Below are 15,133 nucleotides of genomic sequence, written 5' to 3'. Positions count from 1 at the left end.
AAGTGTCCTATCACTGTCAAGAGGCAATCACATTTTTTCTTGTTTCCGCTCCACTTTCATCAAGTCAATGTCCCGCTCAATATCCGCGATCAGGCCGCTTTCCACATACTCCTTGGCCCGCAAAATTGCATTGGAAATCGCCCGCGCGTTGGAAGAGCCATGCGCCTTGATCACTGGCTTGGAGATGCCGAGGAACGCCGTCCCTCCGATCTCGCTGGGGTCCAGCAGACGCTTCATATTGGCCAGGTCCCCCTTGAGCATCGCCGCCGCCATCTTGTTCTTCGTGCTGGAGAGCATCGTCTTTTTCAGCTCCCCCAGCAAAAACTTGGCGGTTCCCTCCAGACTCTTGAGCATCACATTGCCGGTAAAGCCGTCTGCCACCAGCACATCGGCGCCGCCCATCATGGCGTCTCCCGCCTCCAGATTGCCGATGAAGTGGATGCGTCCTGCCTCGCCGGCAGACCGCAGCAGCTCATAGGCCTCGTGGCGCAGCGTGTCGCCCTTGGCCTCCTCCGAGCCGATATTCAGCAGGGCTACCCGAGGCCGCTCCATCCGCAGAACCCGCTGAGCGTAGTAACTGCCAAGATATGCAAACTGCAGCAGGTACTCCGGCGTGCACTCGGCATTGGCGCCACAATCACACAAAAGCATCCTTCCGCCTGCGGTGGGGATTACCGGACCCATGGCGGCCCGCCGAATGCCGTGAATCCGCTTCACCAACAGCGTAGCGCCCGCCAACAGCGCACCAGTGGAGCCAGCGGAAACAAACGCGTCTCCCGCCCCTTCTTTCAGCAGGTTCATTCCCACCGTGAGGGAGGAGTCCTTTTTCACCTTGAAGGCAGTAGCGGGGTTATCCATAATCTCCACCACCTCTGCGGCGTCCCGGATCTCCACGCCGGCCGGCAGTGTTCGCTCGCCGCAGGCCTCCACAGCCCGCAGCACCTCCGCTGCCCGGCCCACCAATAGAATCTCCACGCTGTGGGTCTTGTGGGCCTCCAGTGCGCCCTGTACGATAGCCTGGGGCGCGTGATCGCCGCCCATAGCGTCCACAATGATCTTCATGGAAGGACCTCCTCTTTCAATTTCTCGATGATAGTCAAGGACCGCTCAGACAGCTCCGCGTTCTTATTCCGCTTTCCCTTCACCCGATAGCCCAGGGGCGGCATAATCCCGAAGTTGATATTCATGGGCTGAAAGTGCGTGACAGCTTGGTTGGAAACATACAGCCCCAGGGCCCCCACGGCGGTCTCCTGAGGGAAATTGACCGGCGGACGACCCAGCAGCCTGCGGGCAGTTTCCACGCCTACCAGAAAGCCGCTGGCGGCGGATTCCACATACCCCTCCACACCGGTCATCTGCCCGGCAAAGGAGATGCGCGGCTCGCTGCGCAGGCGGTAATAGCGGTCCAGCAGCCGGGGAGAGTCCAGGAAAGTGTTGCGGTGCATTACCCCGTAGCGGAGGAATTCCGCGTCGTGTAGGGCCGGGATCATGGAAAACACCCTCTTTTGCTCTGGGAAGCGCAGATGGGTCTGGAAGCCCACCAGGTTATAGACGCTTCCCTGGGCGTTGTCCTTGCGCAGCTGCACCACGGCGTAGGGCTCCCGGCCGGTCCTGGGGTCCTTCAGGCCCCGTGGTTTCAGCGGGCCGTAGCACAGCGTGTCATGCCCCCGGCGGGCCATGACCTCCACCGGCATGCAGCCCTCAAAAACCTTGCCGTCCTCAAAGCCGTGGACCTCTGCCTCCTGTGCGGTGGTAAGCGCCTGCCAGAAGGCGTCATACTCCGCCTCATCCAGAGGACAGTTGATATAGTCCGCCGTGCCCTTATCATAGCGGGAGCCGAACCACGCCCGCTCCATATCCACGCTCTCAGCGGACACCAGCGGCGCCGCGGCGTCATAAAAATGGAGGTCGCAGTTCTCCCCCAGAAGCGCCTGAAGCCGTTCCGCCAGAGCATCCGAAGTTAAGGGACCAGAGGCGATCACCACCTCCCCCTCCGGAATCTCCGTAACCTCACCGGGGACCAGGGTGATTCCGGGATGCCACTTCACCCGGTCCGTCACCAGGGCGGCGAAGCCGTGTCGGTCCACCGCCAGGGCGCCGCCCGCCTCCACCGCCGTCTCATCGGCACAGGAGAGAATCAGACTCCCCAGACGGCGCAGCTCCTCCTTCAAAAGGCCCACGGCGTTTTCCAGCTGGTTGGAGCGCAGGGAGTTGGAGCAGCACAGCTCCGCGAAGTATTCCGTTGTGTGGGCGGGGGTCTTTTTTTCCGGCTTCATCTCCCGCAGGATAACGGGGATGCCCCGCTGGGCCAGCTGCCAGGCGCATTCGCTTCCGGCCAGACCCGCGCCGATGACGGTAACTATGTTCATAGGTGAATCCTTATCTTTTTTGTTTTTGAAAACCATTCCAGGGAACGGGGTGCCGATGTTGTCGGGGAAATCCACCCCCGTTTTCTTTTCGGCAAGACGAAAAGAAAATGGGGGGTGGATATGCCAGCCATCATCATGGCTTCATCTCCCGTTCATTCGAGCGGCCCAACAGATAATCCGTAGAGACCTCGAAAAAGTCCGCCAGCTTCAATAAATTTGGAACTTCTGGATAATGCGTTGCTCCTTCATAATACTGATACGCCCGCAGTTTAAGCCCCAAAAAGTCCGCCATTTCCTTTTGCGTTTTCTTTTTTTCATTTCGCAATTCTTTTAATCGTACGGCAAAAATTTTCATAGGCTCCTCTTGACACGCATTTAAGTTGCGTATTATAATAAACGCAACTTAAATGCGTTTTTGAGGTGATTTCTTATGACAGAATTGATGCAGCTTCTTTATAACTACACCCTTGAAACAGAGTTTCGCACCCAGCTCCATACGGACAGTTACCGCATCAAAAAGCTGAATACCGACCAGCTGGACCGCCAGCTCCATCACACCCTGCCGGAGAACCTCCAGCCCCTTCTGGAGAGCTACCAGGATGCCCTCAGCAGCCAGCAAAGCACCGAGCTGGAGGCCATGTTCCTGGCCGCCCTGTCCCTGACCCGCAGACTCGCTTAATCCTCCTCTGCGGATTTCTTCGTCTTGACGGTGGTCTTCTTTTTCGCTGTGGTCTTGGACGCGGTCTTCGCGGCGGCTTTGGACGTAGATTTAGATGCCGCTTTCGCCGCATTTTTCTTGGCCGCAGGCTTTTTCGCGGCGGCTTTCTTGACGGCAGTTTTTTCAGCCTGCTCGTCGGTCCCCTCCGCCGTTTCGTTTGTCTCCGCCGTCTCAGCGGCGGACTCTGCCGCGGGCTTCTTCGGATAACCGCGCTTGTCCTCCGGCAGGAAATTGGGACACACCGGGTTGATGCAGAAGGGCTTCTTAAAGCCTTTGCCGGCCTTTTTGAACATCGTGTGGCCGCACACCGGGCAGTCGTCCTTCACCGGCACATCCCAGGTCATGAAGTCGCACTTGTTGGCCTCGTCCCGGCTGTTCACATGCTCGCAGCAGTAGTAGGTATACTGCTTTCCGGTCTTCTTGCTGTTGCCGGTGCGCTTCATGATGCGCCCGCCGCACTTGGGGCAGCGGCCCGGCATGGCCACCACCAGCGGCATGGTGAAGCTGCACTCCGGGTAACCCGGGCAGGCCAGAAAGCGACCGAACCGGCCGGATTTCACCACCAGATTCCGCCCGCACTCCGGGCAGATCTCCTCGCTGACCTCGTCGGGCACCTTGATACGGGTCAAGTCCTGCTCCGCCTGCCTCAGGTGGCTCTCAAAGTCCCCGTAGAAGTCCCGCAGAACTCCCTTCCAGGGGGTCTTCCCTTCCTCTACGGAGTCCAGCTTCTCCTCCATGTTGGCGGTGAACTTCATGTCCGCGATGTCGCTAAATTTATCCTTCATCAGCGCCGTCACCACACGACCCAGGTTGGTGATGCGCAGGTATTTGCCATCCTTGATGACGTATTCCCGGTCCAGAATAGTGGACACTGTGGGCGCGTAAGTGGAGGGACGGCCAATGCCCTGCTCCTCCATGGCCCGGATCAGGGAGGCATCTGTATAGTGAGCGGGGGGCTGGGTGAAGTGCTGGTCCTTGGAGAAATCCCGCAGCGCCAAGGTCTCTCCCTCCCGCAGAGCGGGCAGCGGGGATTCCCTTTCCTCCTTCTCCTCGTCCTTGCCCTCCTCGTACACGGCGGTGTAGCCGGAGAACTTCAGGCTGGAGGAGGTGGCACGGAACGCGTGACCGCCGGCGGTAATCTCCACAGATACGCTGTCGTACACGGCGTTGGACATCTGGCAGGCCACAAACCGGCTCCAAACCAAGCGGTAGAGCCGGTACTGCTCGCCGGTAAGGTCCTTTTTCACCTGCTCCGGCGTCAGGTTCACGTTGCTGGGGCGGATAGCCTCGTGGCCGTCCTGAGCCCCGGCCTTTGTCTTATAGCGGTGGGTCTCGGCATACGCGGGGCCGTAGCGGCCCACGATGAACTCCTTTGCGGCGGAGAGAGCCTCCTCGCTCAGGCGCAGGGAGTCGGTACGCATATAGGTAATGAGACCCACGGTACCCTCGCCCTCGATATCCACGCCCTCGTAGAGCTGTTGGGCAATTGCCATCGTCCGCCGGGGGGTCATGGAGAGCTTGCGGGATGCCTCCTGCTGGAGCGTGGAGGTGGTGAATGGCGGGGAGGGGCTGCGCTGCTTGTCCGTGCGCTTCACCGTCTGGACCACGAAGGGCTCGCCCTCCGTCTCCCGCACAACGGCGTTCACCGCCTCCTCATTCTTCAGCTCCGCCTTTTTGCCGTTTTTCCCGTGGTAACGAGCGGCAAAAGGTGTTTTTTTCACGTCTGCCCCCAGGAGATTCGCGTCCAGTGTCCAGTACTCCTCCGGCTGAAACTCCTCGATCTCCCGGTCCCGGTCATCCACCATCCTGGTGGCCACCGACTGCACCCGCCCGGCGGAGAGGCCCCGGCGGATCTTCTTCCACAAAAGCGGGCTGAGTTCATAGCCCACCAGCCGGTCCAGAATCCGGCGGGCCTGCTGGGCGTCCACCAAGTTCTGGTCAATGTCCCGGGGCTGTCGGATGCTCTCCTGCACCACGTTCTTCGTAATCTCGTTGAACGTAACCCGCTTTGTTTTTTCGTCCGGCAGGTCCAGCAGCTGCTTAAGGTGCCAGGAGATCGCCTCGCCCTCCCGATCCGGGTCGGTGGCAAGGTACACAGTGTCCGCTGCCTTTGCGGACTTTTTCAGATCGCTGATGATGTCCTCTTTGCCCTTGATGGGCTTATAGACCGGCTCGAAATCGTTTTCCACATCCACGCCGGTTTTGCTCTTGGGCAGGTCCCGCAGGTGGCCCATGCAGGCCTTCACCTCAAAGTCCTTGCCCAGATATTTTCCAATGGTTTTGGCCTTTGCGGGCGACTCCACAATGACCAAACTCTGTTTTGCCATATTTACCTCCAGCTCGCCCCACCAGGGCGCGCATTTATTCCTTCAAACTCACGATGCGGGTATAGCGTTTTCCGCTGTGCTGCCGGATCAAATCGTCCACCTCCAGCACTGTCAGGGCGGAGAGCACCCGCCGCGTGGGAATTCCGCTCTGCTCAATCAAGTCGTCCACCAGGGCCGGCTCCTCCGCATCCAGCAGGCGTAGCAGAACGATCTGGTCATCTGTCAGGCCCAGCTCCGCTGCGCTCGCAGACGGCGGCACCAACCGGGGCTCCTCCTTTTTCTGCCGGGCCTGATAGCCCAAGGTCCGAGGAATCTCCCGCGCCTCCTCCCGGTGAAGCTTTGCCGGGAACCGCTCCGCGTATTCCCTCAGCAAATCCCAGGCCTCCGTCACCAGTCCAGCGCCCTCCTGAATCAAGCGGTTGCAGCCTGCGCTAGCGGGCGCGTCGATAGGGCCGGGCACTGCAAACACATCCCGCCCCTGCTCCAAAGCGGTGCCAGCTGTAATGAGGGCGCCGCTGCGCTCTGGGGCTTCCACCACCAGCGTGGCGACGGAGAGGCCGGAGAGAATCCGATTGCGGACAGGGAAATGGCGCCCGTCCGGCCTCGCTCCCGGCGGGTATTCCGACAGCAGCACGCCCGCCGCCGCAATGTCCTCATAGAGCCCCCGGTTCTCCGCGGGATAATAGACATCCAGACCACAGCCCGCAACACCTACGGCAATGCCGCCAGCCAGGAGCGCGCCCCGGCTGGCCGCCGCATCGATGCCACGTGCAAGTCCGCTGACCACCACCGCGCCGGCAGAGGCCAGCCCGTAGCCCAGCCGTTCCGCGCAGGCAACGCCATAAGGTGTGCAGCCCCGGGTGCCTACCACGGCCACTGCCGCCTCCTCATCAAAGCTGGGCAGATGGCCTCGGATATATAGCAGACATGGCGGGTCATAAATATTTTTCAAGCGCCCAGGATACTCCGCATCCTGAATGGTTAAAATGCGCTGGTTCAGCCTCTGGCAGTCCGCCAGGATCGCGTCTGCGGCGGAGAGATCACGGTTTTCCAGCGCCAAGGCCTGTTCACGGGTGATGCCCTCAGTCAGCAAAAGTTCCCCGGTGTCGGCGTAAAACACGTCCTCCGGGGTTCCAAAATGGCGCAGCAGAGCCAGCCGGGTCTGATTGTTCAGCCCCCGCAGCTCCGCCAGCCACAGCCAGTATTTCAATGCCGACATGGCGCCGCCTCCTTTATATCGTCTCTCTTGCCGCCTCCCATAGCAGCACTGCGGCGGCTACCGCCGCATTCAGGGACTCGCAGTGTGGCTGCATCGGAATCAGAAGTGTCTTCGTGCAGGCCGCCAGCAGCGCCTGGGAGAGTCCCCTCCCCTCACTGCCCACTGCTAAGGCACAGCGGCTGTAATCCACCGTGCGCACGTCCGTCGTGTCAGATCGCAGCGCGGCGCCGTACAATGGAATCCCCGCCAGCAGCTCCAAAACCTCCTCCAGGCCGCAGGACCAGGCCGGGCAGCGAAAAATCGCTCCCATCGTGGCTCGAACTGTCTTAGGGTTATAAAGGTCTGCGCAGCCGTTTACCAAAAACACCCCGTCCGCGCCAAAGGCATCGGCGGTGCGGAGGATCGTCCCCACGTTGCCGGGGTCTTGGACGCCGTCCAGGACCACATAGCGCCTGCCCGTGAGACGCTCCGGCAGGGCGCTTTCCGGCATTTTGCACACGCAGAGCACACCCTGGGGCGTCTGGGCTGGGGAGATGGATTTCATCACATCTCCCGGCACGGCCACCAGCCGGACGCCAGCGGGGACAAACGGCAGCGCCGCCTGCTCCGTACATACCACAGTCTGCAATCTACTGCCATAGGCAAGAGCCTCCTCCAGCAGCTTTGGACTGTCGCAGAGGAATTCCCTCCGTTCTCTCCGGTAGCTCCCAGAGGACGCCAGCTTCCTCAGGTGGGTGCACAGGGGATTGGTCCGGCTGGTAATGGTCTCCATAGGCGCGCTCCTTTTCAGGAAAATTCCGTTGGGCGAAGAGGCCGCAGGCGTTATGAGCCTATCCCAAGGCTCGAATGCTCAATAAAGCTTGGCGCCAGCTGGGATACGGTCGTCCACCATCAGGCAGTGCAGCCTTTCCTCCCCACTCTCATGGTGGACAGCGGAGATAATCATGCCGCAGGAATCAATCCCCATCATCCTGCGCGGCGGCAGGTTGGTGATGGCAATGAGCGTCTTGCCCAGCAGCTCTTCCGGCTCATAGGTATCGTGGATGCCGCTTAAAATCACCCGGTCTGTGCCAGAGCCGTCATCCAAGGTGAACTTCAGGAGCTTCTTGCTCTTGGGCACGGCCTCGCACGCCTTGACCTTGACTGCCCGGAAGTCAGAGCGGCTGAAGGTCTCAAAGTCCACCATATCCGCGAACAGCGGCTCAATCTCCACCTGGGAGAAGTCCATCGTCTCCGTGGCACTCGGAGTTGTGGTGGGTGCTCTCTCCTCTTGCTTTTCCGTCTTCGGCAGATCCAGCGGTTTCATGGTGGGGAATAGAATTTCCGGCTTCTGCAAAGTGTTATAAGTTTCTGTATTCCGCATTTTGAGGTGTCCTCTCGAACTTTTGGATTTATAACTTGGTATAAGTTTCTACCGTTTCATCACCAATGGGGGTAAAAATGGGGGTAAATCAACTGATTCGGATTTTGCCCTCCAGATTCGCAAAACTTGCTACTTTCTTTTCCTTGGTTGCCTCATTATAAACATTCATCGTCGTCGTGATATCTGCATGTCCCATAATCTCCTGTATAACTTTCAGGTCACGTTCATTTTCACAGAATCTGGTGCAGAAAGTGTGTCTTAAATTGTGGCAAGAAAAATGTGGCAGCAGCTCTGGACACCGTTTTTCCATTTTGGCCTTTTGCTTTTCCTCGGCATTATAATCCCTGCAGATACGCTCAATCGCTCGGTTAACACAATGTGGGTTAAGTACATCTCCATAGCGTGTCGAGAAAATAAAGCCCGAATAGCCGTCAATGACACAATCATTGAAGCCCTCTTCCATCTGGCGCAACCGTTCCTGCAGGAGCGCGTGCTTTACTTCTGCGAGCATCGGGATTATCCTGATTCCCGCTCTCGTTTTCGGTGTGTTCACATGAAATCCAACTTTTCCGGTGCTTTCCCGTTTGCGGTACACAAGATTGTGGTTAATGGATATAATTCCCTGCGAAAAGTCACAATCCTGCCAGCGCAGCCCCACCACTTCGCCGATCCTGCAGCCTGTCCCCAGCAACACTGTAAATACCGACAGCCAATGCCTGTAAGTCGGCGATGAAGAAACATAACTAATAAAAGCAGATTGTTGCGCTTCTGTCAAGGCTTTTCTTTTCGGCTTCTCCCAGTTATGGGTCCTTTTGATTTCGTTCATTACGCCATCGGTCGGATTCAACCGAATGATGCCGTCTCGAACTGCTGTAGAAAAAACCGGATGAAGAATTGTGTGTATGACTTCCATACTGTTTGGTTTGAATCCCTTGTCGTGAATCAAGGACAAATAAAACTTCTTGATATCACTATATTTGATATTCGACAACTTCATCTGTCCGATTTCTTCCCGTACATACTTATCATACATGTATTTATAGTTTTCTCTGGTAGACTCCTTGATCTCAATCTTCTGCGCAATATATCTATCATAATGGTAATTCAGCGTCGTCCGGTCTGCTTCGTGTGTTTTGATTCCATCTTCCAGATCTCTTCGGATTCGCTTTTCCATTGAACGCAGTGATTCAGCGTCTCGTTTCCCAGGCGGGATCCTATCTGTGTCGACCAGTCTCCAACTATATACGCTGTGCCTACCTCCTTTTTCATCATAGTACCTATACTCGTATTTGCCATCCTCTCGTTGTCGTTCCCCTTGTTTCAGGAGACGCCCTTTGGAATCGCGTCTTTTGTCGGACACAATATCCTCCTTCCAAGAGAATGCCCACACACATATATAATAATATGAACATCCCATGTTTTCAATAAGTTTTCTGTAATTTCCCTGTTGCAAAGCCGGGATACAGCATCCGCTGCATCCCGGCTTCCATCCAAAATTGGTTACACTGTATCCACGTCTTCCAAGTATCTCTCGAATTTTTTTCGTTTGATCAACCGCTTAGCCCCGACCCGAATCACAAACTCGCAATCTGGGTTGCTGGTTATCTCCCGCAATTTGTTGGTTCCGATCCCGAAGTAGGCAGCCGCTTCATCTATCGTCAAATTTGCCTTTTCCCAAATGGGAACCTCTTGTTTTTCCATGTTTCATCTCCCTTTCTGTCTGAATCCAAAAAGCAACGGGCGGCGGCTGGCTAAGCCGCTCCGCGAGACTTACTCCCCGAGCTATTGGCACTTCCCGTAACCTGCGGCGGATTGGTTACCGCTCGGATCACAGCCGAAGTGGTGTATCATGATCAACGAATATGGGTCATGGCCTCCAAGCCGCCACAGCTTGTCTGCACACAACATCCGGCTCCCCCCTGCCTCCTTTCCAAATTTGGGATCACGGCCCAGTCTGCTTGTACGGCTCTCCATATTCGCAATGTACCCGTTGCCGCATATGAGGCGCATACCGCCTATTTGTCAAGGTGCAGCAGGATGCCTTCCCTGAAGATCTTGGTGTCTTCTCCTCATTCCCCGTTTCAGAGAAAGAAATTTGCCATAGAAAAAGCCGCCACCAACCTATTTCAAGGTGTGGTGGCGACTCCTATATTTCTCCAGAATGTGCGCGGGCACGATTTCAGTAAACACCGAAACAGAAAGGAAGCCGGTACAGAAGGCCCCCGCACCTGCTTAATCCTCTTTAGAAACAATCACTATAATGCCGATGTCAGTAAAGTTGACTCCGACATTCTGTTCGAAACTTGAAGCATCATTTTTATATCATCGCTTCTGCCCAAGAAAAAACGGGGGATCTGGAGCGTATTCGCTTCACATCCCCCGTTTTCTGGTTGATTGAGATACTGTACTAATCAGGATATAGCCGCCATCTCGTTGCTTGGCAGCACAAGGAACGGGAACGCCTTAAAGGAACCCTCCCGTGAGACTTTCACTTGTCCGTCCAACGAGTCCAGATACTGGGCGCCGCCTTTGGACTTGGAAATGTAGAGGGCGTACCTCATCCGCACAAAGTCAGATGCAGCGCACTGCTCTTCATAGCAAATCGCCAAGACTGGGGTAGCCAGCATCTGCATCGCCTTCTTCCGTACCAGAGAGATAAACATCTGTTTGATAACAGCGGTTTCCGAGTAATTCGCATTCTTGAAGTAGGGACGCTCCAAGAACAGGGTCAGCTGGTCTGCAGGCCGCTCATCCTCATATCGTTTCTCGGGTGGTTTAGTCAGATCGGCGAACTCCAAGGTCGGAGCATCGACATCATCTCGCAGATAATCCCGGCCCTTGGTCAGCCGGATCACAGCCCGCCCTATGACCTTACCATTCTTCTTGGCTAGTAGGATTTTCTTATTTGAGTCAAAACTGGAGAGCAGGCATTCCCGGTATTGACCATCCACATAAGATAAGCATGTGGAGTATGGCAACCTCCCCAGACGCAGGGTAGAGTAGTAATCATCCACTTCCTCCACCAGAATGCCGTAGGTCTCCATAGCGGTGTTCGTCTGCCAAAGCAACTGCTGCTGTTTTGTGGTTGGGAAACTGATTTCCCTATTCAGGTCATTGGGATAGTATTTGAGTGTTTTAAATTCGCCCATCAGTTCTGCCAGGATGATACGGCGGAATGCCTCCTTATTCTCAGTGTACTCATAATAGAGCCGGGTCATCTCCGCCCCCTCCCCCATAATGAAGCGGACGATGTGTTGCTCATTGTCTTGAAGGAATTTCTCGTCAAGTTCCAATTCTTTCGCCAATGCAACCCAGTCTTGATCCACATAAATGAGATCGTTGCGCATCTGAGTCCAGCTCTGATAGCCTCGCATCCGATCTGCGTTCCGGCTGGCAAAGAGTGCATCTTCCCAGGTGAGTAGTTCAGGGATCAATAACTTGATCTTGTCATAGACCAGCAGGACGCGCACAGCGTCAGTGGCGGACAGGCCGGCAATATGGCCCAACTCTTTCTGTCGCCACACACTCAGCGGTTTCTGGGACAGAAGCGCGGCCAGGCCACACAGGTCCTCCTCAGCAATCTGCATGTTCAACAGATCTCCCTTGAGCAGTTCCCGCATAACAACGAGTTTCCGATCCACGCCGATATCCGCCAGCATCCCATAGAACTGGATGTAGACCGGCTTGGCATAGCACAGCAATTTGAGTTCCTGAAAAGTATACTCCCTCTGTTCCAGCAGATCAAGGTTGTTCCTCTGTCCGGCCTCGCCAGCGCACGCGAGGAAATCCTTGCCGTTCAGCGCATTCAAATTGCAGCGGGTGTAGAAACTCTCTTCCAGCAGGAAGGATTCCCGACCTAGTTTGCAGAAGTCCTCAAAATGCTCCGAAACCATGTGGAGAAACCGTTTCTTCTTGTGGGCGATGGCGTAGATCAGTACATCGTACTGAATGGGTCTGATGGATGCAAAAGGCACCTCCAAACTCCCGGAATACAGGGCGTTCAAGTATCCGACCCAGGTATCCAGCACCTGATGCTTTTCCTCGTCTGTAAGTGGCTCGCGCCGTTGAGCGAACCACTGCAGATCATGGCGCAGACCGTGGTTAGAGAGCCACCAGTCCAGAAACCGCTCCATCCATCCAGGGTCAGAACCCAGATTGGAGTATGTCTGGCGCACAAGTTCAAGATCCTTAGCCTCCAGATGGGAGAGCGAAGTCAACTCATCCTCTGTGAAAGAATGCTCCACTTGTTCACGGAACAGGAAATCCAGGACCGCCCGCATCGTCTCATTGGAGGAAAGCACAGAGAGGCTGGTTGAAATGGTACGTCCGGAAACATCGATGAAAGAGGCAAAATAAGGGAGCTTCAGCATCTCCCGCTCCTGCGGTTTCAAATCGGATAAAGTCACGGCGTTCTGCGCATAGAAAGCGTTCAGGTTATCTACCAATGCGGGCCACAATGCTTCATCCGCTAAGTCGTGTTCGAAATACTTCAGACACTCGTATTGACAGCAGGAGCCGTTGACCCCGGAGCCGTACATTTGAACCATCTGTTCAACGGTATAACGCCCCATCAGAGATTCCCCGAAACGATCCGCAGACTCCAGCCAGTCATTGATGAAATGGTGGGGCACTTTACAATCCACCAGTTTCTTGTAGTAGCCTGCAAATTGTTCGTTGCAGATCAGTTCTTGCTGGATACGTTCGGGCAAAACAGAGGAAAGTAGTCCTGTTAAACCTTGCTCTTCAATCCGTTCGCAGGTTGTGAGCAGTGTGGGAACACTATACTGATGTGTATGCTTTTTGCTCAAGCCACAGGTACTCATGCGCTCCAGCGCTTTAATACGGTTAACAGTTTGTAGCATTTGCACGCTCCTCCTTGATAACAATTTCTATAAGAGAGTACAGCGTTTTTCGTGGGATGGCATCCGTATCAATAGCTCTTCCGCATAAATAGAGCAACACACCGGCCTGCTCTGATGTTATGGGATAACTAAATTGGGAGGCGGCAAGATGCAGGGGCTCATCAATCAGGCTCAAGGCATCTCTGCGATCCTCTACACTGTAATAGCTATCCAAAAAATCCTTCAGCGATTGAACACTCCCATCAAACTTGGCATCCAATCTCTCCTTTTTTGTGGCAAGCGAGTTAGCCCGGCGCTCCTGTCTGATCCGCTCCCACTCTGCCTGTTGCTGCTCTTTCTCTGCATCCAGCTCTTCCTGCGTATACAAATCCTGTTTCAAACTGTTCACACTATGAATATTGTAACGTGTTGCGATCAGGGCTTTCAGAACTTCCCGGAGCGTCTCTTTATCATAGAGCGCACGGACACAGTCATTCCATAGTGCCGCTTCCACAAAGTTATAATAACTTTGTGGTTCAAGACAGAATTGTGAGGTATCGATCCACTCAAAAAGTTGACGCTGTTCGTCCGAAGACAGAAAGTCCCGCTTAAAATCCAGTTTGCCGAGATCGCTATAGTAATAGCGGATAGATTTCATATAATCGCGGTGGAAGCCCGAATGACTCTCGAACAGGTCTGGATACTCAGTCACATCGTATGTTTCTAATAACTTCTTATTAAAGTCAAACGCCTTCCTGGTCCGAGAACCTGCGGTATATTCCTGCACATAGCACAACGCCTGTTTTTCTTTCGGCTCCGACTCATAATTGAGGTGTGACTGAAAAAAGGACCATAAATCAATGGTGTCAGCATCCACAAGCAACGCGAAATTCTTGTTATACCAGCCATTCTCTTGTTGAAACGCCTCCATATAGTCCAAGCCCGTCAGTTCCTGATAACGCTCCATATACCGACGGATCTCCTTTTTGTCGGGCGCCTCCAGACGGTCGACCTGTTCAATGAAGAGATTCCGGTAATCCAGTGGCTCCAACTGTTCTGCCAAGATATCCCATTGCGGATCAAATACATCGAACCGATAAGAGAACTGTAAATTGGCTTTCTGGATCATCCACAATACTGTTTTAGGGTTGGTCGGATTGACCTGTGTGGAGACAGCAGGCCATATCCCCTCATGCCCTTCGTAACGGATGTGAAATTTACGATACATGGAGTAGAGTCTCTCCATGTGGGTGAAAGCCTCGTCCGGCAGCTCCTCGTCCTGATTGAGTGCAGCGATACAAAATTGGGCAGCCGCCTTCTCAGCAGGAATGCCGTTGGGATTAAGCCCAACTGGATTTTGGCAGGGCCAAATCATCCAGGAGTTGGCATACCTGATCTCCAGCGTACTATATCCTGAGTCGATCAACGTCTTGTACAGAGCGGAGCCCTCCTTGCAGAACTGGCCGGGCAACTTCAGCAACGCCCGCAGGACTGCATTGTCTTTCTTCCTGCACTCGGCGATGACCGGCTTATAGTTGCATAGAAGCCAGTCCAGCATACGGCCATTGCCGAGCAGCGGTATGGTCCGATCAACGCCCCACAACCGAGCGATCTGGGGGCGCATTGCAGGAAACTCATCTTCCTGAGGGTCAAATAGGGAGAGGACAAACATAGCATCCTCCGTCCGTTGATACGTATCGCCAGCCAGTTGGGACCGTAACTGCTTACGCTCCATCGGGTCGGTGGTCAGGAGGTAGCGGGCTCCCTGCAGATACAGGTCGTTCCCAGCCTCTTTATCCAGCCTACGTATGAAGTCTTCTCGCTGAGTCCCAACAAACATGGAGTCTGTGAGAAATGGCAGGGCAAATCCAAGAGCCAGCGCCAGCGCACGGAATATTTCTGGTCTGGAGCCGATGCGTTCCTCGAATCGCTCCGTAATCTCGCCGATATAGCGAAGTTCATGCTGGGCAAAATAGGCCCCCGGGTCGTTGCACCTGGAAGCCCATAGGGACTTCTGACTGATAAAACGCGAGTACTCCAGCATAGCGTCCTTGTTGTCGGACATCTTGACCACAAGGGCCAGAAGTGCATTAAAAAGATCTAAGTCGAGGATCTTCTCATAGGCGTCGCAGTGGCTTTGTTCCTTGTCATGACTGCTCATAACTATGTTCTCTCCTTTCTCTGTGCCACCGCTGATACGGCGGCCATTTTTGTGTGCGGTACCGGGCAGTCATGCACCGGCGCACCGTGTCTGTACGCTTGTCCTGTTGTGATCATTGACTCCCTCCTTTTTCTT

Annotated in this window: 11 protein-coding genes and 1 pseudogene; 1 reads left to right on the top strand and 11 read right to left on the bottom strand. The window is 55.0% G+C overall.

Features of this window, described 5'->3' with window-relative positions:
* Nucleotides 1–27: 27 nt before the first annotated feature.
* The 3 genes from plsX to KJS55_RS11680 all read right to left on the bottom strand — a co-directional run bounded on the left by plsX (nucleotide 28) and on the right by KJS55_RS11680 (nucleotide 2,724).
* Nucleotides 28–1,062, bottom strand: coding sequence for a phosphate acyltransferase PlsX (gene plsX / locus KJS55_RS11690; RefSeq protein ID WP_213543362.1), 1,035 nt, complete (start codon nucleotides 1,060–1,062; stop codon nucleotides 28–30).
* Nucleotides 1,059–2,369, bottom strand: a complete 1,311-nt coding sequence (trmFO, locus tag KJS55_RS11685; RefSeq protein WP_213543361.1) for a methylenetetrahydrofolate--tRNA-(uracil(54)-C(5))-methyltransferase (FADH(2)-oxidizing) TrmFO — start codon at nucleotides 2,367–2,369, stop codon at nucleotides 1,059–1,061. Before trmFO ends, plsX begins: the two co-directional genes overlap by 4 nt.
* A 133-nt stretch (nucleotides 2,370–2,502) precedes the next feature.
* Nucleotides 2,503–2,724, bottom strand: coding sequence for a helix-turn-helix domain-containing protein (locus KJS55_RS11680; protein WP_187032113.1), 222 nt, complete (start codon nucleotides 2,722–2,724; stop codon nucleotides 2,503–2,505).
* Between the two features lie 75 nt (nucleotides 2,725–2,799).
* Here KJS55_RS11680 and KJS55_RS11675 point away from each other — a divergent pair, with 75 nt between their 5' ends.
* Entirely contained in the window at nucleotides 2,800–3,048 is a 249-nt protein-coding gene (locus tag KJS55_RS11675; protein WP_213543360.1) for a hypothetical protein, read from the top strand.
* Here the strand turns inward: KJS55_RS11675 and topA are convergent.
* The 8 genes and pseudogenes from topA to KJS55_RS11635 form a co-directional block, all read right to left on the bottom strand.
* Nucleotides 3,045–5,414, bottom strand: a complete 2,370-nt coding sequence (gene topA / locus KJS55_RS11670; RefSeq protein WP_213543359.1) for a type I DNA topoisomerase — start codon at nucleotides 5,412–5,414, stop codon at nucleotides 3,045–3,047. The two genes, KJS55_RS11675 and topA, sit on opposite strands and share 4 nt — an antisense overlap.
* A 34-nt stretch (nucleotides 5,415–5,448) precedes the next feature.
* Nucleotides 5,449–6,633 (bottom strand): DNA-processing protein DprA, encoded by a 1,185-nt coding sequence (dprA, locus tag KJS55_RS11665; RefSeq protein ID WP_213543358.1) that lies wholly within the window; start codon nucleotides 6,631–6,633, stop codon nucleotides 5,449–5,451.
* Between the two features lie 13 nt (nucleotides 6,634–6,646).
* On the bottom strand, nucleotides 6,647–7,405 hold the full coding sequence (locus tag KJS55_RS11660; protein WP_213543357.1) for a TrmH family RNA methyltransferase: 759 nt from the start codon (nucleotides 7,403–7,405) through the stop codon (nucleotides 6,647–6,649).
* A gap of 78 nt (nucleotides 7,406–7,483) precedes the next feature.
* Nucleotides 7,484–7,954 (bottom strand): annotated as a pseudogene (locus tag KJS55_RS11655) (lysine--tRNA ligase); the annotation flags it as partial.
* Nucleotides 7,955–8,084: 130 nt separating this feature from the next.
* The gene (locus KJS55_RS11650) at nucleotides 8,085–9,356 is read right to left on the bottom strand and encodes a tyrosine-type recombinase/integrase (RefSeq protein WP_050624447.1); all 1,272 of its coding nucleotides are present in this window, start codon (nucleotides 9,354–9,356) and stop codon (nucleotides 8,085–8,087) included.
* Nucleotides 9,357–9,496: 140 nt separating this feature from the next.
* Nucleotides 9,497–9,697 carry an excisionase gene (locus tag KJS55_RS11645; protein WP_050624446.1) on the bottom strand — a complete coding sequence of 67 codons (201 nt, stop codon included), beginning with the start codon at nucleotides 9,695–9,697 and terminating at the stop codon, nucleotides 9,497–9,499.
* A 710-nt stretch (nucleotides 9,698–10,407) separates the two neighbouring features.
* A complete protein-coding gene (locus KJS55_RS11640; RefSeq protein ID WP_055180076.1) occupies nucleotides 10,408–12,858 on the bottom strand; it encodes a hypothetical protein in 2,451 nt (816 codons plus the stop codon).
* Nucleotides 12,842–14,998, bottom strand: coding sequence for a hypothetical protein (locus KJS55_RS11635; RefSeq protein ID WP_055180074.1), 2,157 nt, complete (start codon nucleotides 14,996–14,998; stop codon nucleotides 12,842–12,844). Before KJS55_RS11635 ends, KJS55_RS11640 begins: the two co-directional genes overlap by 17 nt.
* Nucleotides 14,999–15,133 lie beyond the last annotated feature (135 nt).

The sequence above is a fragment of the Pusillibacter faecalis genome (genome assembly GCF_018408705.1).
In the GTDB taxonomy this organism is placed as follows: domain Bacteria; phylum Bacillota; class Clostridia; order Oscillospirales; family Oscillospiraceae; genus Oscillibacter; species Oscillibacter faecalis.
Note: the sequence above shows the minus strand (reverse complement) of the source record. Positions and strands in the feature narration are given on the sequence as shown.

Bases quoted from the DNA above. Each gene is read 5' to 3' on its own strand.
- plsX (WP_213543362.1), bottom strand. From the start codon at position 1,062: ATGAAGATCATTGTGGACGCTATGGGCGGCGATCACGCGCCCCAGGCT.
- trmFO (WP_213543361.1), bottom strand. From the start codon at position 2,369: ATGAACATAGTTACCGTCATCGGCGCGGGTCTGGCCGGAAGCGAATGC.
- KJS55_RS11680 (WP_187032113.1), bottom strand. From the start codon at position 2,724: ATGAAAATTTTTGCCGTACGATTAAAAGAATTGCGAAATGAAAAAAAG.
- KJS55_RS11675 (WP_213543360.1), top strand. From the start codon at position 2,800: ATGACAGAATTGATGCAGCTTCTTTATAACTACACCCTTGAAACAGAG.
- topA (WP_213543359.1), bottom strand. From the start codon at position 5,414: ATGGCAAAACAGAGTTTGGTCATTGTGGAGTCGCCCGCAAAGGCCAAA.
- dprA (WP_213543358.1), bottom strand. From the start codon at position 6,633: ATGTCGGCATTGAAATACTGGCTGTGGCTGGCGGAGCTGCGGGGGCTG.
- KJS55_RS11660 (WP_213543357.1), bottom strand. From the start codon at position 7,405: ATGGAGACCATTACCAGCCGGACCAATCCCCTGTGCACCCACCTGAGG.
- KJS55_RS11645 (WP_050624446.1), bottom strand. From the start codon at position 9,697: ATGGAAAAACAAGAGGTTCCCATTTGGGAAAAGGCAAATTTGACGATA.
- KJS55_RS11640 (WP_055180076.1), bottom strand. From the start codon at position 12,858: ATGCTACAAACTGTTAACCGTATTAAAGCGCTGGAGCGCATGAGTACC.
- KJS55_RS11635 (WP_055180074.1), bottom strand. From the start codon at position 14,998: ATGAGCAGTCATGACAAGGAACAAAGCCACTGCGACGCCTATGAGAAG.